Below are 16,831 nucleotides of genomic sequence, written 5' to 3' on the forward strand. Positions count from 1 at the left end.
TTGAAATGGCAAGGCTAACTGTAGAGCACAGTCAGGCTGCTTGGCGAATCCACACGTGCAACAACCCGGCCCGCCTGCACCCTTCCGGTCGACGGATTGATCTCCGCACTCTGGATGGTGCCCTTGCTGCGGCTCACTCCCAACAGGCCAACTCCATCCAGAGCAACTTCAATCGCGTTCAGCTCGCCCATCTCCGCTGCCTGCAACCCGAGCGGCCGGGCGGTACTGCTGGCCACATTCCATCCAGCGATTCCGCCTCCGCGTTGGGACGCATACAGGAACCTGCCTGAAGGATGTACCGTCATCGTCCCTGGTCCCTCCACGGTTCCGGACATCGAGAGTTGCTGCCGTTCGCCCGAGATCCGCCCGCTATCAGCGTCATAGCGATGGCACGAGATTCCATCCTCATGCATCACGTACACGGCATCTCCAGCCGGGTGCAGGCTCACCTGTGTCGGTCGCGATCCTCCAGCAAGAGCCAGTCGTTCCTGCGCCTCGATCCGACCTTCCATTACGGCGAACACATTCAGCCGGTTCGTGCCTGCATCGACGCTCACGACGCGTCCCGCCTTGTCGAACGCAACCATGTGCGGCTCCGCACCCTGGCCAGCGTTGGCATGGACGACGCCAATCTCCTTCACAATTCCCGAAACACTTCCCAGGCTGCCGTCCTCTGCGATGGGCAGCACGTTATACGCACCGCCTCCTCGAACAGCTATGACCAGGCTGCCGCCATCAGGAGTCACCGCGGCATGTCTGGGATCCGTCGCAGAGAGCGCCAGCGCTCTGCGGTTCAGCAGCCGCAGTCTTCCATCCTGCTCCACTGCGAACGCCTCGACCGTCCCCACAGGCAGGCCCTTGTGCGAAGCCACCTCATTGACTGCATACAGAAACCTGCGATCTGGAGAAAGCGTCACCGAGACCGGCCGCTCGCTCTTCACCGTCTGCAGCTTCTTCCAGCCGCGTGCGCCGATCACATAGGCGTGGATGCCTTCATCCGCGCCTTCTTTCGCACTGACATAGGCGAACTTCGCGCGGCTTCCGCCCTTCGTTGCAGCCAGCAGAGGAGAGCTCATCCCCGCCGAAGCCAACGACGAATATCCCATCCATTGCACAAACTCTCTGCGGCTCCAGCGCATGCCCATTCTTCTGTTCTCCTCTTCGCCCAGGGACCTGCGTCAATCCTAGCCCTTTGGCTGCATCTTTGGTACTTCTAGCCGGTCTTGCTCTCTCTTTGCGACCATCCTATACCCCCACTGCTGAACCGCATCTAAGTCAAATGTTCTATATCACTTCGAATCATTGCTATAGCTCCCACGGGTAGAATGGGCGTGGCGCAGCAATCGGCTGCTTGTGCGTCCATCGATGTGCGCAGCCAGGAAAGGCAACTTACCTCGTGAAGGCACTTGTGAAAAGCCGCAGCGAACGCGGCCTCTGGCTCGAAGACGTTCCCGAACCCGGGATCGGCATCAACGACGTCAAAATCCGCGTCCTCTACACCGGAATCTGCGGCACCGATCTCCACATCTACGACTGGGACGCATGGGCCAGCTCCACCATCCGCCCGGGGCTCGTCATCGGTCATGAGTTCGTCGGTGAGGTCGTCGAGTTCGGCTCCAACGTCACCGACCTCTCGGTCGGCCAGCTCGTCAGCGGCGAGGGCCACGTCGTCTGCGGACGCTGCCGCAACTGCCTCGCCGGCCGCCGACACCTCTGCGCTCATACCCAGGGAGTAGGCGTCAATCGCGACGGCGCCTTCGCCGAATACATCGTCCTGCCAATGTCGAACATCTGGCAGCACTCCCCCGGAATCAGCCACGAGATCGCCGCCATCTTCGATCCCCTCGGCAACGCCGTCCACACTGCGCTGGCCTTTCTCGTTCTCGGTGAAGACGTCCTCGTCACCGGAGCCGGTCCCATCGGCATCATGGCCGCCGCCGTCGCCCGCCACGCCGGAGCCCGCTACGTCGTCATCTCCGACCCCAACCAGTACCGCCGCGATCTGGCCACAAAGGTTGGCGTGACCCTCGCCGTCGATCCCCGCGCCACCCCGCTCACCGAGATTCAGAAGCAGCTCCACATGCATGAAGGCTTCGACGTCGGCCTCGAGATGTCCGGCAACCCGGCGGCCTTCCGCGAGATGCTCCGCAATATGAGCCACGGCGCCAGGATCGCCATGCTCGGAATCCCCTCCGAAGACATCTCCATCGACTGGAACCAGGTCGTCTTCAACCAGCTCACCATCCGCGGCATCTACGGCCGCGAGATGTACGAGACCTGGTACAAGATGACTGTCATGCTCCAGAGCGGACTCGACATCTCCGGCGTCATCACCCACCGCCTCAACTGGCGAGACTACGAGCAGGGATTCGACGCCATGCGCTCCGGAAACTCCGGCAAAGTCATCCTCGACTGGCGCGACGTCGCCTAGTCCACCAAACCCGGGTAAGCCGTCCTAAATTGCTTCATGGGACAAATCCCATATGCCTCAGCCGGTGTCATCTTCACGAAAGTGCGATCCTCCCCGAAGTTTCATTCTCACAAAAGTGTGATCCGCCGAAAAGCTCATCCCGCACAAAAGTGTCATCCTGAGCGAAGGGGTTCGCCACTTGGCGAACCCCGCAGTCGAAGGATCTGCGTTTCACCCCGCCTACCCCTGCAGCTTCTTGATGTAGTCTGCATCGATCTTCAGCGACTGCATGTAAGGCATGTCAAACGCCTCCTGCTCCACGAAGATGTGCTTCAGGTTCTGCGTCTTTGCTGCTTCCGCGAAGATTGGCCGATAGTCGATATCGCCCATTCCCAGCTCCGTCACCTTTGCACTCTCGGGTCCGCCGGAACCCAGCTTGAAGTCCTTAACGTGCAGCATCGAGAACCTGTGAGGATGCTCCCGCATCAGGTCAACCGGCTTCACTCCCGCAACCGTCGCCCAGCCGCAGTCCAGCTCCAGCGTCACCTTTGCCGGATCTGTCAGCTTCAGCAGCTCCATGTACGGAACTCCGCCGTCCAGGTGCTCGAACTCGTGAATGTGGTTGTGATACCCAAAGGTGATCCCCTGGGCCTTGGTCTTTGCGCCAAGCTCGTTGAACTGCCCTGAAATCCAGCGCCAGTCCTCGATGGTCATCGGCTTCTGCTTGCCATTCGCTCCCGGAGTCGCATCCTTGGGCCCCGGGCTCGAGCAGATGATGTACTGCACTCCCAGCTCTTTGTTGAAGGCTAGAATCTCATCGAACTTCTTGCGAAGATCGCCGAAAGGATGGTGCGAGCTCACGCACCGCAGCTTCGCCTTCTGCATCGACTGCTTCACGTCTGCCGGGCTCTTCCCATAAAAGCCTGCGGCCTCTACCTCGGTGTATCCCGCAGCCGCAACCTCGGCAAGCGTCTTGTCATAGTCCTTCGCAAGCTGCTCCCGAACCGAGTAGAGCTGAATCCCCACGGGGAGATTCAACGGAGCGGCATACGAAAGTGTGGTCTGAAGGGCCGTATAAGCTGCTGCCGCAGACGCGCGGCCAATAAACTGTCTTCTGGAGATCATCCATTGCTCCTTTTTCGTGCAGAGTGATTATCCCTGAAAATCGTCTTCCAGGCATATCGTCGACTTCTTTCAGCCAGAATCCGGAATACACCGCGTCAAGCAGTGCGCTCAAAGCTCGCGAGTCGAAAGCCACCATCTCCTGCCGGCGCACCATGCACTCTCATCCGGTGTGTCTCCTCGCCGCAGCGATCTGACAGACTTTGCATTCCCTTTGTTGAAGCAACTGGCCAGCGCCTTCGCCATCGTCTCATCCCGGGCGCCCGCACATCCAACGAACCGGGCCCCGCACAGAAAGCGCGCTGCGTAGCCTTCGTGATGCTGGGTCACCAGCAACATCCCGCCGTATCCCTCATCGGGTGTCAAGGGGAAGAGCAGGCGGCCCTCCATGCGAAGTGCATCCAGCCATACATCCGGGATATCCGTGGCAGCCGCATTCACGTACAGAACGTCGCACTGCGGAAGCGATCCGGTGCTTCCCGACTGTGAGTGTATCGAGACCCACGGCAGAGCTCTCAGGTTAGCCGCCGCGCGTTCAGCCAGATCATCCTCTATCTCGTATGCCTCTACGCAACCCGTGCTTCCCGTTAGCTGGGCCAGCATTGCCGTGTAGTATCCGGTCCCGGCCCCCACATGCACGACCAACTCGCCGGCGGTGATCCGCAGTGCTGCCAGGCAGAGGGCGTGAAGGCTGGGCTGCCCATTGTTGATAGCGGATTCTGCTTTGATCTGGACCAGCACGTCCTGGTAGAGCCGGACAGGATCACTCACCAGCAGAGCTTCACGATCTCCATCGAAGATCAGCCACGGAGGAGGACCAAGAAAGTCCTCGCGCCGGGTCGTCGCAAACACCCTTGCGACAGCGCTGTCTTCTGTTAGACCAGCACTGTGTGCCATCTCTTTCCCGAACCGCTCTCGGACGTCCGCAAGCTGCATCTGGGCCTCTCTACCTGAGACGCACATTCTCGCCGCGGTGGAGAGGGGTGCGTAGCGATTGCGGACACCGGAAAACAGGTTAGAATCGTCCCGGGCACTCCCTGTATATGTTCAGCATCTCCTGAATGATCTCCGGGCGATGCAGGCGCGTTGGTAAGTGAGGTTACGATGAGGCTACGATCAGTCGCTCTCGCTCTCTGTCTTCTCGGCACGCTCGCTGCTGTTGCTGCCGATCGGAACTGGCAAACAGGAACCGTTACCGCCATGGAGCGGCAGAGGATCCGTGAGGGAAGCACTAGTACCAGCAATAGCGACGGCTCCGCAAAAGATCGAGGGAACCGCACCGACTACTCTCAGAACAGCACCACCACCAAGACCGACAACTACGAGAACTATCAGGTCTATACCATCCAGAGCGGAGATACCGTCTACAGTGCCAGCGAGCACCTCCTGTTCCCCTGGTCGAAACCTGCCAATGTCACTCTCGGCAAACCGATGAAGTTCGCCGTCGAAAAAGGATCGATGTACCTCCTGGATGAGGATGGGAAACAGCACAAAGCATCCATCATCTCTACCGCTTTGAAACAATGATTTCCACAGGTTTCATTGACACGTCTGGTAGCCTTGATCTAGGGAAAGGTTTTAGCCCGGCGAGCTCTGCCGGGCTTCTTCCGTTAAAAGGGCTCACAAGAGGTCCGGACCTAAGTGCAATGTTTCCAAGATTTTGCGCAATTTTGTACGGGGTGGGTATCCACCCGGACACGGGAGAAGATGACTATGCAACACCAAATCGTCGGCACCACCATGCCGGTTGTCGAGTTCGCCCTCGATCATAATGATGCAGTTATCTCTGAGGCCGGTGAGCTCTCCTGGATGAGCCAGTCCATCCAGATGACCACTCACACCCAGCACGCAGGGGGCGGCGGTTTCCTCGGCGTCATCAAGCGGGTCGCCGGCGGGGGAACCCTCTTCATGACCGAGTATCGCGCGTACGGTGCGCCCGGAACCGTGGCCTTCGCCACGCGTGTCCCCGGCCATATCGTTCCGGTTGAGGTCGCCCAGGGACACGAGTACATGGTCCATCGCCACGGATTCCTCTGCGCCACCGCCGGAATCGTTCTTGGCGTTGGCTTCCAGCAGTCCCTCGGCGCCGGAATCTTTGGCGGCGACGGCTTCCTGCTCCAGAAGGTCTCCGGACAGGGAATTGCCTGGCTCGAGCTCTCAGGCGAGGTCATCGTAAAAGATCTTGCTCCCGGCGAGACTCTGAGGGTGCACCCCGGTCATGTGGGGGCATTTCACTCCAACGTCTCCTTCCAGATCCAGAGGGTACCCGGCATCCGCAACCTCATCTTCGGCGGGGACGGCATCTTCCTCGCCGCGCTCACCGGACCCGGACGCGTATGGCTGCAAACTTTGCCCATTCAGCGCCTCGCTCACCAGCTTCAGGACTACATGAAGGTCGACCGCGTGGAACAGAACACAGAGTCAGGCGTAATCGGTGGAGTGATCGGGTCGGTCTTGAAGGGGCTATAAGCCCCCTTCATCAGGCCTTGTTCATGCATCCGTCGAGCGACCAGGAGTTGTACTGTCGCAGGAATAGCAGGATCGAGAAGACAAGCGCATACGTCAGCTGCGTTCCGGCGGCCGCCCAATCCTGCACCAGGGACGATCCAAACGTGAGGATCAGCATCAGCAGCGAGGCCGCGATGAGAGTCCACCGCGTCTTCAGCCCGATCAGGAGCAGCAATCCAACCAGGCCCTCCACGGGAGGCAGAACATTGCCGAATCCGCGGATCATCGCTTCGGGCAGAGGAGAGTGCGCAAACTGTTGGGTTAAATGATCGGCGAATCCCTGCGGCCCAGCCAGCAAACGGCTGACACCATGCATCAGCAGGTTGGTTCCGGCAACTGCCCGCAAAAGGGCATAAGCGATCTTCTCGTCCGTCTTTGAGGTGTTGAACTGCATGCTGCCTCCTTGCTATTCGATGCTCGCAACGCCTCGCAGTCACAAAGGTTATCTTTGAAGAATGGTCCTGCGAACCACTGAGCCCTTCCTGCAGCTCTCCCATGTGAATGTTGCCCGCGGTGAAAACCTCGTCCTCCATGATGTCAACCTGTCGGTAAACGCGGGCGAGCACATCGCGATCCTCGGCCCGAACGGCTGCGGAAAGTCGACCCTGATCAAGACCATCACCTGCGAGTGCTACCCGATCGTTGAGCCCGAGACTGAAGTAAAAATCTTTGGTCGCAGTCGCTGGGACCTTACGGAACTGAAGAAGCGCCTCGGCGTCGTCTCGACCGAGCTTCCCGGCAGGCAGACGCTGACGACAACCGGCCGCGACGCCATTCTGACCGGCTTCTTCTCAAGCTCCACGCTCTGGCCGAATCTCACGGTCACCGAAGAAATGCGAGCCCGCACCGATGAAGTCCTTGCTCTGATCGACGCCGAACCACTCCGCGACAAGCTCGTCGGCCACATGTCCGCAGGACAGCAGCGGCGCATCATGATCGGCCGCGCGCTGGTTGCCTCCTCGCAGATGCTGCTGCTCGATGAGCCATCGAACGCACTCGATATCGCGGCCCAGCAGGACCTGCGAAACCTTCTACGGAGGCTCGCGCAGCAGGGAACCGGAATCCTGCTGATCACACATCACGTCTCCGATATCATTCCCGAGATCGACCGCATCCTGATGATGAAGGACGGGCGGATCATCGCCGACGGCGCAAAATCAGAGCTGCTGACTGCGCGCTCGCTGAGCGACCTGTTCCGGACCGAGATTCACCTGACGGAAAAAGATGGCTTCCATAACGCCTGGTAAGTAGATCTAGTGGCCATAACCTTCCGCATGCTCCGGGATCTTGCCACGAAAGAGCCAGTAAACCGTGACGGTGTAGGTCAGAGCTAACAGGATGCCAAATATCCACCAGATGAGTCCGACCCGCACAGCATGCGGACCTGCGAGGGCTCGGTCGATCGTAATGCTCTGTCCTGCGGTTCCTACACTCGGCAGGACGACCGGATAAAGCCCCGCTGCTGCTCCAACCAACATCGAAGCCAGGTACGTAGACGATCCAAGGAAGGCTCTCCACTCCCATCCACGCGCCAGCGAGATTGCAGTGGTGACCATGCCTGCAACCACCATCGTCGGCGCAAGCCACGCGATTCCATGCTGCTGATAATGGGTAAGAGAGTCAGGCCGCGCGATCACGGTAGCGGGAACGCTTGCCAGGGTGATGACAGCGACGATGGGCAGCAACTTCTTTGCCCATGCAGTCGAACGGAGATTGAGCTCTCCCTTGGTCTTGAGGGCGAGATAGAGAAGGCCGTGAAGGGCAAGAGCCAAGGCCGCCAGCACTCCTCCGATCACGGTGTACCAGTCAAGAATGCCAGGATTGGGTCCGGTTCTCCAGTTGGTCCAGAGCGGAAGGAAGAAGTAGTCGTCTGCTCCGATAGGAACGCCACGGACGACATTGGCGAGGGCCGCGCCGAAGAAGACTGCCAGCGCGAAGCTCGATAGAAAGAATGTTGCGTCGAAGAAGGTCTTGTAGACGCTGTCGTGCGTATGTGCGCGCAGCTCGATGCTGAGGCCGCGGACCATCAGGAGCCAGAGAACGATCGTCAGCGGAAGATAGAAGCCGCTGAACGAAGAGGCGTAGAGCAAGGGAAAGGCGAAAAAGAGCGTTCCTCCTCCAGCGATCAGCCACACCTCGTTACCGTCCCAGACGGGACCGATTGCATGCATCGCCTTGCGCCTGTCCTGCTCGGTACGCGCGACCAGCAGATAGACGATGCCAACACCAAGATCGAAGCCGTCGAGGACGACATAAAGGGTCAGCATTGCCGCTACAATCCAGAACCAGACCGTTCCCATTCGACTCTCCTTATGCAGTCGTCAATGTGTGTGCGTCGTGCCCTTCGTCGATAACAGGTGCCCGGGGACCCTTCTGAATGGCCGTATACACCATGACGATCCAGAGGATCGATAACAGCGAGTACATGCCGAGGAATCCAAGCAGCGTAAACAGGCTGGTGCCAGGTCCAACATGTTTCGAATAACCCTCGGAGGTCCGCATCAATCCATACACAAGCCATGGTTGCCGACCGAGCTCTGCCGTTATCCATCCCGCGGTATTAGCAATGTAAGGCAACGGGAAGCTGAGCATGATGGGCCAGAGGATCCAGCGTGCTGTGTAGAGTTTGCCGCGCCACAGAAGGAACGCCGCAATGGCCATGAGGCCGGCGAAGTAGGTCCCCAGACCTGCCATGATGTGATAGCTGTAGAACAGCAGCGGCAAGGCAGACGGCCACTGATCCTTTGGAAACTGATCCAACCCCTTCACCTCAGCCGCGGTCGTTCCATAGATCAGGAAGCTGAGAACTTTATTGACTGCCAGCGGATTGTCGATGGTCTGGCGTTCGACATCGGGCTGACCCATCAGGACGATGGGCGCTCCGGGCATTGAATGGAAGAGACCTTCCATGCCGGCTACCGCCGCGGGTTGATGTCTCGCCATGTATTTGCCATGCAGGTCGCCGGTCGGAAAGATCTGCGTGATGCACGAGATTACGCCAGCGACGACGCCCACTTTCAGGAAGACGCGTCCGAACTCCAGATGTTTCTCCTGCAGCATGTAGAGCGCGCCAGTCGATGCGACTACAAATGCCGCCGTGATGACCGCGCCGGACATGTTGTGCGCGTACTGGAGCCATGCCCAGGGATTCATGAGAAGCCCCCAGAAGCTTGTCACCTCGTAGATTCCGCTGGGAAGGCGCTGATAGGCGACCGGGTGCTGCATCCATGCGTCGGTGACGATGATGAAGAAGCCCGAGATCCAGGAGCCGAGAAAGACCATGAAAGCGGCGAACCAGTGGATGGTGCGCGAGATTCGTTTCTCACCGAACAACAAGAGGCCGAGAAAAGCCGATTCAAGGAAGAAGGAGAAGACGCCTTCCATCGCCAGGGGCTGGCCGATAACTCCTCCCGTGCGCCGCGCAAACTCCGACCAGTTGGTTCCGAACTGAAACTCCATCGGAATTCCGGTAACGACACCGAGGACGAAGTTGACCGCGAAGATGCGCGCCCAGAATCTTGCGGCTACATCGTAACGTTCGCGTCGATCCGGATCATGGGTTCGCAATGCGATCGTCTTCATGACGAAGATCAAGAGCGCAAGCCCCATGGTCAGCTGCGGGAAGAGGTAATGGTAGGTGATGGTGAACGCGAAGTGGATCCGGTGGAGCGTCAGTGCATCCATCTGTGCATCTCCTGCCGTGCGCCAACAGTATGACGCGTCCTCCTGCTTAGCGCAGGAAAATGTGATGGATACGGCGATTACCGAAGAACGAACTTGCTCGTAGCGCGATCATCGGTCAGCGAAGAGCTATTTCTCTGGATTCGGAGCGATCGAACCTGCCTGAAGCTTCACCAGCTCGGGCTGGGGGAATCTGCTGGGTCCGAGCACAGCGATGCGTGGAATCGGGCCGCGTGCCATGGCGACTTCGTCGCAGGCATAGAGTCTCGGGCAGCTCTGGCAGTCTTTGTAGATCTTGTCCGGCAGGACCGTGCGATCGACGACTCGGAAACCGAAGTGAAAGAAAAAATCGGGAATACGCGTGAAGAGACAGACGCAGGTCACACCCTGATCTTCTGCCTCTGCGAGAAGGGCGCGAAGCAGCCCGCCCCCAGCACCCTGTCCCTTCGCTTCCGGTTTAACGACGATGGAGCGAACCTCAGCCAGATGGGGACCGTAGAGGTGCAAAGCGCCGCAGCCGAGGAAGACCCCGCTCTCGCTCTCTGCCACGGTAAAGTCGCGGACATTTTCGCAGATCTCCGCATAGGTACGGCGCAGCAGCGTACCGTCGCCTGACAGCGAATTGACTAGATCAAAGATGTTAACTGCATCCGGAAGCTTCGCCTTGCGCACAATCGCACCACCGACGCGCGGACGCGAAGATGAGGTCGATTCGCTTACGGGCATGAGGGACGAGTTAGACAAGTGCGGCGGACTCCAAGCCAAGTTTCGCAGACTTTTTTGATGCGAGCGAGGCCTTGTCGGACGCAATTCGCCGGGAGGCATCCTGAACGGCATCCCTTACCCGATTTCGAGCGGTGCCTCCGACGACATCGTGGCAATCGAGCGTGGCGTTGAGCGTAATGGCTTCGAAGAAATCTTCGCCGAACTCATCCCCAAAGCGGCGAAGCTCCTCAATCGACAGCTCGTTGAGTTCGCGGCCTGTCTCCAGACCATGCCTGACGGCCTGGCCAATCTTCTCGTGCGCCTTACGGAAGGGAACGCCCTTGTGGGTTAGATAGGTCGCTGCGGCCATCGCATTGAGATAGCCTTTTTCCGCTGCAGCCTTCATTACTTCTGTACGGAAGCGCAGCGCTCTCGTAAACGCTGGCAGCACGACGAGAATACCGTGGATCGTATCAGCGGCCTCGAAGACGGGCTCCTGCCCCTCCTGAAGGTCTTTGTTATAGGCGAGTGGAAGTCCCTTGATGATCGTTGCCAGGGTCACCGCCGCGCCCTGCAGGCGTCCAGCCTTGCCACGGATCAGCTCTGTCAGGTCGGGATTTTTCTTCTGCGGCATGGCGCTCGATCCGGTGGAGAACTGCTCCGGCAGATCGAGAAAGCCAAACTCTGCCGTGGAGTGAAGCGTGAGCTCTTCGGCAAAGCGCGAGATGTGCAGGCCCAGCGTGGAGAGTGCCTGCGTAAACTCAAGGGCGAAGTCGCGATCGCTCGTCGCATCCATGCTGTTGGCGGTCGGACCGGCGAAGTGGAGCGCTTCTGCGGCGATGCTGCGATCAAGCGCGAGGGTGGCTCCCGCGATTGCTCCTGAGCCGAGTGGGCATAGATTCAGCCGTGCACGACAGTCGGTCAGACGAGTGAAGTCACGCTCGAGCATAGCGACATAGGCGAGCAGCCAATGCGCGATCAGCACGGGTTCGGCACGCTGCAGGTGCGTGTAGGACGGCATTACAGAAGCGTCGGCGGCGTGGGCCGAGTCAACCAGTGCCTGACGCCATGCCAGCAATCCTTCCAGTGTCTGATCGATCGCGTCGCGCACGAACAGACGCATATCGGTCGCGATCTGTTCATTGCGACTGCGTCCCGTGTGCAGTTTGAGGGCGAGATCGCCGATGAGCTTGGTAAGCTGCAACTCGACGAAGTGGTGAATGTCTTCAGCGTGCGGGTTGAGAGAGACAATCGCAGCCAGGTGAGAGGGAAGAGCAGCATCCGCCGCGCCCGCGTTCTTTCCGGTTTCCTCGATGGAAAGAGGAATCACCCGGTCGAGGCCGTCGAGCATCTTCGAGAGCTCGGTCTCGGTGAGGATTCCCGCCGCAGCAATCGCACGAGCGTGAGCCTTCGACGCGGCCACTTCCTGAGGAAGCAGCCGCACGTCGAAAGGGAAAGATCGTTGCCAGTCTTCGAATGCAGGATCGAGCGGTTCGCGGAACCGCCCTGACCACATCTTGCTCACTTTTCAAGCTCCTTCTTCGCCGTATTCGTCGGCATGTCGAAATCCCTCTCCTGAAGCCTGGGGAAGGCTCAGACGAGCGAAGGCCGTTTACGGGCTTGCGTTCCCCGGCCACGGGCACTGGAGATCCGTTTTGCTCCGCCAAGCAGCATCAGGAGGAGAGCCTTCTGTGCATGCAGCCGGTTCTCGGCCTGATCGAAGACGATCGACTGCGGTCCATCCAGGATGCTGTCGGTGACCTCGGCGTTGCGGTGAGCCGGAAGGCAGTGCATGAAGACTGCGTCCTGCTGGGCATTTCCCATCAGATCGTCGTTGACCTGGTAGGGCTTGAAGATGGGAGCGCGCTTGGTGGCCTCGTGCTCGAATCCCATGCTGGTGCAGACGTCGGTATAGACGGCATCGGCTCCGGTGACTGCTTTCAGGGGGTCGTTGAGCAATGTGATGCTGCCACCGGTCAATTCCGCAATCTCGATCGCCTTGTGAATGATCTCGAGCTTGGGAGAAAATCCCTTCGGTGTAGCGATGCTGACATGCGATCCAAGCTGCGCGCCGGCCAACATCAGCGAGTGGCAGACGTTGTTGCCGTCACCCACGTAAGCGAATCGCAGACCCTCGGCCGAGCCAAAGCGTTCTTCCAGGGTAAGGAAATCAGCGATCGCCTGGCAGGGGTGCTCGAGGTCCGACAGCGCGTTGATGACGGGTACCTTCGAGCAGGCGGCCATCTCGGTGATGGTCTCGTGCGAGTAGGTGCGCAGGACGATGACGCTCATCCAACGTTCAAGATTCCGAGCCATGTCGGAGAGGGATTCGCGCTCCCCGAGAGGAGACTGGGTCTGATCGACAAAGATCGCGTTTCCGCCGAGCGTGTTGATGGCCGTCTCAAAGGTGAGCCGAGTGCGCAGGGAGGCTTTCTCGAAGAACATCACCATCTGCTTTGCATCGAGCGCATGGCGGAAGTCCTCAGGAGAGTTCTTCACGGCATGAGCAAGCTCCATCACGGCAGCCATCTCCTCGACGCTAAGATCGCTGACCGAGCAAAGATCGCGTCCGCACAGACGTTTCGCTGCTTCGTTAAATGCCGTATCAGACTGGATGCCCAGTACCGTATTCGACTTCCGAGGTGGAGTGTCAGTGCCGGGGGCATCCGACTTTGAGTTCATGATGACAGTTTTGCTACCCATGTATCTTTTCTCCAGCCGGCATCGCACCGGCAAGTTCCGTGTTCGCCTTCAGAATCTCGTTGAGTGCGTCGATGGTCGTCTCGACGTGCTTCTTCTCGAGAATGTAGGGAGGAAGAAAGCGAAGCACCGTTTCGCTCGTCCGGTTAATGATGATGCGCCGCTCCATCATCTGTGCGGCCACCCGTTTCGCAAGCTCTGCCGAGTTCAACTCGATCCCAAGCATCAGACCGAGTCCACGTACATCGGTCACGCAGTCATGCTGTTGCTTCAGAGCGTTCAGCTGGGCCTTGAAAAATCCGCCTACCTCCTGGATATGAGCCAGGATATTTTCGTCCTGAATAGTATCGATCACAGCGATTGCAACGGCGCAGGCCAGCGGTCCGCCGCCGAAGGTTGTTCCGTGCATGCCCGGGGTGAATGCGGAAGCTACACGCTCGACGCACAGCATCGCCCCCATTGGAATACCCCCTGCGATCGGCTTGGCGAGAGTCGTGACATCAGGCTGAATGCCGTAGTGCTGATAGGCGAACCACTTTCCGGTACGGCCGAGCCCGCTCTGAATCTCGTCGGCGAGAAGAAGGGCTCCCGTTGAGTCGCAGAGCTCCCGTGCACTTGCGAAGAACTCCTGAGAGACGGGATGGATTCCTCCCTCGCCCTGAATAGGTTCGATGCAGATTCCGCAGACCTCGTCCGAGAACCTGGCGCGCAGATCGGCCACATCATTGAATCGGACGAATTCCACATCCGACATGACAGGAGCAAATGGCAGACGATATTTTTCCTTGTGCGTGGTAGCAACGGAACCCATGGTCCGTCCGTGGAAGCTGTGCTCCAGCGCCAGGAACTTTGTCCCGATCTTTTTGCCGCTCTCCCGGACCGCGGTTGCATGCGCGCGTGCCAGCTTCAGGGCAGCTTCCCAGGCCTCGGTTCCGCTGTTGCAGAAGAACACGCGATCCATGCCGCTGATCTCCGTGAGGCGGAGCGCCAGGTCTGCAGTGCCGCGGTGGAAGAAAAGATTTGAGGTATGCAGCAGGAGAGCACTCTGCTCGGCGATCGCTTTCTCGATCGCCGGGTGCCCGTAACCCAGAGCGGAGACGCCGATGCCGCTCAACAGGTCGAGAAACCTGTCTCCGTTCTCGTCTTCGAGGAAGACCCCTTTACCGCTGACGAAGAGGTGAGGATTTCGCTCGTAGGTGTTCAATAACAGCTTGCTTTCCGCAGCCTGAATCGATGCCAGGTTCATGCGACCATGACCTCCGTTCCGTCGTTGACTCGAGTTGAGCAGAGATCGGGTAGATGCACCGCAGACTCCGCAGGCAGGATGCGCACGCGCTTGACGCCGTTTAGAAGCGCCTGGCGGCATGCATTCAATTTGGGCAGCATGCCACCGAAGATGATCTGCTGCTTTTCCAGAGCCGGAATCTCTCCAAGGGTCAACCAGCGCAAGACGCTGCCGTCAGCCCCCTTTACTCCCGGCACATCGGTCAGGAAGACCAGTGCATCGGCCTTGGTCGATATGGCACACGCGGCAGCCATCTCATCCGCATTAATATTGTAGTACTCGCCGTCGAAGCCGAGCGCGATGGAGGAGATGACGGGAACCGCGCCCATTGCCCAGATTGCCTCCAGCCAGCGTGAGTCGGCAGAGGCGATCTCTCCCACGAATCCTAAGTCGGGAGTGGTCTTCTTCTTCCGAGCACGGAAGACGTGCCCATCTCCGCCGGAGAGGCCAACGGCCGACTGCCCGTGAGAAGCAAGCGATGCGACGAGAGATTTGTTAACTCGTCCGGCCAGAACCATCAAAGCCGCGTCTCTTGTTTCGGCATCGGTGACTCGGAGGCCGGATATAAATTCACTTTTCTTGCCGAGTTGCGCCAGCGTACGAGTCAGCTGCACGCCGCCACCATGGACGACTGCGACCTGGTTGCCATCAGCGACCATCTCGGCGATAGCCTTGCCGCATGCATGCAGCAGCTTCGGATCTTCGAGGCCTGCGCCTCCCAGCTTAACGACGAATCTCAAAGCAGCCCCTCCTCTTCCTTCCACCCGCACATCAAATTCATATTCTGCACAGCCTGTCCCGCTGCGCCCTTCAGGAGATTGTCGAGACAGGAGACAATAACTAACCTTCTGCCGTCCTCTGCCAGAGCAAATCCGATATCGCAGAAGTTCGTTCGCACTACGTGCTGAATCTGCGGGAGTTGCGGTGTAGTATGCAGGCGCACCATCGGGCTGTCCTGATAGAAGTTGCGGAACATATCCTGAATAGCTGTCGCACTGCCCGGCTGTTTGAGTCGCAGATAAATCGTCGAGAGAATCCCTCGCGGAATGGGCAGCAGATGCGGCGTGAACTGGATCTGGTCCGGTGTCAGGCAAAGCTGCTCCAGCAACTCTCCCGTGTGGCGATGGCCGAAGACTGAGTAGGCAGAGAGGTTATCGGCCGCATACATGAAGTGGGTCTTAGAGGTCGGCGCCTTGCCTGCGCCACTCACGCCTGACTTTGAATCGCTCACAATTCCACATTCCAGATCCACAACTTCGGCTCGCACAAGCGGTGCCAGACCAAGGATGATTGAGGTGGAATAGCAGCCGGGATTTGCCACCAACCGGGCGGTGCGAATCTCCTCACGATGCAACTCCGGACACCCGAAGACTGCTTCGCCCTGCAGCTTCGCAGCAGCCTGTGGATCGGCGTCATGCAGCTTGTAGACTGCGCGATTGCGGTCTTCCTGTAGCCGCCAGGCGCCGCTGAGATCGATAACGCGGATACCGCGTTTGATTGCCTCCGGAGCCCACTCCCGCGACTGCTCATGAGGCAGGGCGAGGAAGAGAATTTCGATGCCTGCGTCGGCGATGCGATCCCAGTGAAAGGGCTCGATGGGGTGTGTGGCTTCCGCCCCAATACCTGTCAGCTGTGGATGAATGGACTCCAGCGTGGGAACAGCTTCGGATGCTGTTTCACTCGTTCTTCCCAGCAGCATCGGCGCGGTGCCCTCCATTCCTGGATGCCGCAGCAGAAGGCGGGCAAGTTCGCCGCCGGCATACCCACTAACGCCAGCGATGGCAACCTTCGGAACGTGGGATTGCGCGGGGCTGCTCTTTGCAGAGCGGCTGCTTGTCTCGGTCGTCTCGATCATGTCCAGATTAGCCAATGTAGTCATCAATCCGTTTTTTCAGTTGCGTTGCCTGTTCGGTGTCGGGGCAGATGATTAGAACTGTGTCATCGCCCGCAATGGTCCCGATCACTTCGGGCCAGTCCTCGTAATCCATGCCGGCGGCGATAGGCTGCGCTCCGCCGGTCGTTGTAATCACCACAAGCAGATTCGCCGCCTGACGAACTTCAAGTCCAAAGCCCTGTAGCACTTCGCGAATACCCGGAAGGGAGTCTTCATCCTCGTTGCCACCATTAGATAGCGAATATCCCTCTGGTCCTTTTGACAATCTGAGCTCGTGAATGTCACGAGACAGCGTCGCTTGTGTAACATGGAAACCACGCCCTGCAAGTTTTCGCCGCAACTCGTCCTGGCTGGCAATTGGAGCCTTGGCCAGTAATTCACGAATTACGGTATGACGTTGTTGTTTCATCTTCGTTTCAGCGCCGTTTCTGCCGCGGTTGAATGAAGAAACTTCCGGGCTATGCATAAATATACATTCTAGTGTATATTTATGCAATGGTGTTCCACGCGGAGCATCGCCCATACC

Annotated in this window: 17 protein-coding genes; 4 read left to right on the plus strand and 13 right to left on the minus strand. The window is 58.8% G+C overall.

Annotated features, from left to right (window positions below):
• Nucleotides 1–14: 14 nt before the first annotated feature.
• On the minus strand, nucleotides 15–1,145 hold the full coding sequence (locus JAO29_RS03275; protein WP_334266749.1) for a lactonase family protein: 1,131 nt from the start codon (nucleotides 1,143–1,145) through the stop codon (nucleotides 15–17).
• A 263-nt stretch (nucleotides 1,146–1,408) separates the two neighbouring features.
• Here JAO29_RS03275 and tdh point away from each other — a divergent pair, with 263 nt between their 5' ends.
• Nucleotides 1,409–2,431, plus strand: a complete 1,023-nt coding sequence (gene tdh / locus JAO29_RS03280) for an L-threonine 3-dehydrogenase (RefSeq protein WP_442886299.1) — start codon at nucleotides 1,409–1,411, stop codon at nucleotides 2,429–2,431.
• 219 nt (nucleotides 2,432–2,650) lie between these two features.
• Here the strand turns inward: tdh and JAO29_RS03285 are convergent, their stop codons facing one another.
• Nucleotides 2,651–3,535 carry a sugar phosphate isomerase/epimerase family protein gene (locus JAO29_RS03285; protein ID WP_334266751.1) on the minus strand — a complete coding sequence of 295 codons (885 nt, stop codon included), beginning with the start codon at nucleotides 3,533–3,535 and terminating at the stop codon, nucleotides 2,651–2,653.
• Nucleotides 3,536–3,643: 108 nt separating this feature from the next.
• Nucleotides 3,644–4,468, minus strand: coding sequence for a protein-L-isoaspartate O-methyltransferase family protein (locus tag JAO29_RS03290; protein ID WP_334266752.1), 825 nt, complete (start codon nucleotides 4,466–4,468; stop codon nucleotides 3,644–3,646).
• Between the two features lie 168 nt (nucleotides 4,469–4,636).
• Here JAO29_RS03290 and JAO29_RS03295 point away from each other — a divergent pair, with 168 nt between their 5' ends.
• Together JAO29_RS03295 and JAO29_RS03300 are read left to right on the plus strand one after the other, a co-directional pair.
• Nucleotides 4,637–5,059: a hypothetical protein gene (locus JAO29_RS03295; RefSeq protein ID WP_334266753.1), complete on the plus strand. Its 423-nt coding sequence runs from the start codon at nucleotides 4,637–4,639 to the stop codon at nucleotides 5,057–5,059.
• A 186-nt stretch (nucleotides 5,060–5,245) separates the two neighbouring features.
• Nucleotides 5,246–6,001, plus strand: a complete 756-nt coding sequence (locus JAO29_RS03300; RefSeq protein ID WP_334266754.1) for an AIM24 family protein — start codon at nucleotides 5,246–5,248, stop codon at nucleotides 5,999–6,001.
• 10 nt (nucleotides 6,002–6,011) lie between these two features.
• Here the strand turns inward: JAO29_RS03300 and JAO29_RS03305 are convergent, their stop codons facing one another.
• Complete coding sequence (locus JAO29_RS03305; RefSeq protein ID WP_334266755.1) at nucleotides 6,012–6,434, minus strand: MauE/DoxX family redox-associated membrane protein; 423 nt, start codon at nucleotides 6,432–6,434, stop codon at nucleotides 6,012–6,014.
• Nucleotides 6,435–6,495: 61 nt separating this feature from the next.
• Between JAO29_RS03305 and JAO29_RS03310 the strand changes: the two genes are divergently transcribed.
• A complete protein-coding gene (locus tag JAO29_RS03310; protein ID WP_334266756.1) occupies nucleotides 6,496–7,287 on the plus strand; it encodes an ABC transporter ATP-binding protein in 792 nt (263 codons plus the stop codon).
• A 6-nt stretch (nucleotides 7,288–7,293) separates the two neighbouring features.
• Here the strand turns inward: JAO29_RS03310 and cydB are convergent, their stop codons facing one another.
• The 9 genes from cydB to JAO29_RS03355 all read right to left on the minus strand — a co-directional run bounded on the left by cydB (nucleotide 7,294) and on the right by JAO29_RS03355 (nucleotide 16,828).
• Complete coding sequence (gene cydB / locus JAO29_RS03315) at nucleotides 7,294–8,340, minus strand: cytochrome d ubiquinol oxidase subunit II (protein ID WP_334266757.1); 1,047 nt, start codon at nucleotides 8,338–8,340, stop codon at nucleotides 7,294–7,296.
• A 10-nt stretch (nucleotides 8,341–8,350) separates the two neighbouring features.
• Nucleotides 8,351–9,724, minus strand: a complete 1,374-nt coding sequence (locus JAO29_RS03320; RefSeq protein ID WP_334266758.1) for a cytochrome ubiquinol oxidase subunit I — start codon at nucleotides 9,722–9,724, stop codon at nucleotides 8,351–8,353.
• Between the two features lie 126 nt (nucleotides 9,725–9,850).
• Nucleotides 9,851–10,447: a GNAT family N-acetyltransferase gene (locus JAO29_RS03325; protein WP_334266936.1), complete on the minus strand. Its 597-nt coding sequence runs from the start codon at nucleotides 10,445–10,447 to the stop codon at nucleotides 9,851–9,853.
• A 10-nt stretch (nucleotides 10,448–10,457) separates the two neighbouring features.
• Nucleotides 10,458–11,942: an argininosuccinate lyase gene (argH, locus tag JAO29_RS03330; RefSeq protein WP_334266937.1), complete on the minus strand. Its 1,485-nt coding sequence runs from the start codon at nucleotides 11,940–11,942 to the stop codon at nucleotides 10,458–10,460.
• Between the two features lie 77 nt (nucleotides 11,943–12,019).
• On the minus strand, nucleotides 12,020–13,129 hold the full coding sequence (argF, locus tag JAO29_RS03335) for an ornithine carbamoyltransferase (protein WP_334266759.1): 1,110 nt from the start codon (nucleotides 13,127–13,129) through the stop codon (nucleotides 12,020–12,022).
• Entirely contained in the window at nucleotides 13,122–14,372 is a 1,251-nt protein-coding gene (locus JAO29_RS03340; protein ID WP_334266760.1) for an aspartate aminotransferase family protein, read from the minus strand. Before JAO29_RS03340 ends, argF begins: the two co-directional genes overlap by 8 nt.
• Nucleotides 14,369–15,151, minus strand: coding sequence for an acetylglutamate kinase (gene argB / locus JAO29_RS03345; protein WP_334266761.1), 783 nt, complete (start codon nucleotides 15,149–15,151; stop codon nucleotides 14,369–14,371). The genes JAO29_RS03340 and argB overlap by 4 nt, the downstream gene beginning before the upstream one ends.
• The gene (gene argC / locus JAO29_RS03350) at nucleotides 15,148–16,281 is read right to left on the minus strand and encodes an N-acetyl-gamma-glutamyl-phosphate reductase (protein WP_442886306.1); all 1,134 of its coding nucleotides are present in this window, start codon (nucleotides 16,279–16,281) and stop codon (nucleotides 15,148–15,150) included. The genes argB and argC overlap by 4 nt, the downstream gene beginning before the upstream one ends.
• Entirely contained in the window at nucleotides 16,274–16,828 is a 555-nt protein-coding gene (locus JAO29_RS03355; RefSeq protein WP_334266763.1) for an arginine repressor, read from the minus strand. The genes argC and JAO29_RS03355 overlap by 8 nt, the downstream gene beginning before the upstream one ends.
• Nucleotides 16,829–16,831: the final 3 nt, after the last annotated feature.

Origin of the sequence: Edaphobacter sp. HDX4 (assembly GCF_036877565.1) — a bacterium.
Classification (GTDB): domain Bacteria; phylum Acidobacteriota; class Terriglobia; order Terriglobales; family Acidobacteriaceae; genus Edaphobacter.

Excerpts from the sequence above, each read along its gene's own strand:
- JAO29_RS03275 (WP_334266749.1), bottom strand. The coding sequence starts at position 1,145 with ATGGGCATGCGCTGGAGCCGCAGAGAGTTTGTGCAATGGATGGGATAT.
- JAO29_RS03285 (WP_334266751.1), bottom strand. The coding sequence starts at position 3,535 with ATGATCTCCAGAAGACAGTTTATTGGCCGCGCGTCTGCGGCAGCAGCT.
- JAO29_RS03290 (WP_334266752.1), bottom strand. The coding sequence starts at position 4,468 with ATGCAGCTTGCGGACGTCCGAGAGCGGTTCGGGAAAGAGATGGCACAC.
- JAO29_RS03295 (WP_334266753.1), top strand. The coding sequence starts at position 4,637 with ATGAGGCTACGATCAGTCGCTCTCGCTCTCTGTCTTCTCGGCACGCTC.
- JAO29_RS03300 (WP_334266754.1), top strand. The coding sequence starts at position 5,246 with ATGCAACACCAAATCGTCGGCACCACCATGCCGGTTGTCGAGTTCGCC.
- JAO29_RS03305 (WP_334266755.1), bottom strand. The coding sequence starts at position 6,434 with ATGCAGTTCAACACCTCAAAGACGGACGAGAAGATCGCTTATGCCCTT.
- JAO29_RS03310 (WP_334266756.1), top strand. The coding sequence starts at position 6,496 with ATGGTCCTGCGAACCACTGAGCCCTTCCTGCAGCTCTCCCATGTGAAT.
- cydB (WP_334266757.1), bottom strand. The coding sequence starts at position 8,340 with ATGGGAACGGTCTGGTTCTGGATTGTAGCGGCAATGCTGACCCTTTAT.
- JAO29_RS03320 (WP_334266758.1), bottom strand. The coding sequence starts at position 9,724 with ATGGATGCACTGACGCTCCACCGGATCCACTTCGCGTTCACCATCACC.
- JAO29_RS03325 (WP_334266936.1), bottom strand. The coding sequence starts at position 10,447 with ATGCCCGTAAGCGAATCGACCTCATCTTCGCGTCCGCGCGTCGGTGGT.
- argH (WP_334266937.1), bottom strand. The coding sequence starts at position 11,942 with ATGTGGTCAGGGCGGTTCCGCGAACCGCTCGATCCTGCATTCGAAGAC.
- argF (WP_334266759.1), bottom strand. The coding sequence starts at position 13,129 with ATGGGTAGCAAAACTGTCATCATGAACTCAAAGTCGGATGCCCCCGGC.
- JAO29_RS03340 (WP_334266760.1), bottom strand. The coding sequence starts at position 14,372 with ATGAACCTGGCATCGATTCAGGCTGCGGAAAGCAAGCTGTTATTGAAC.
- JAO29_RS03355 (WP_334266763.1), bottom strand. The coding sequence starts at position 16,828 with ATGGGCGATGCTCCGCGTGGAACACCATTGCATAAATATACACTAGAA.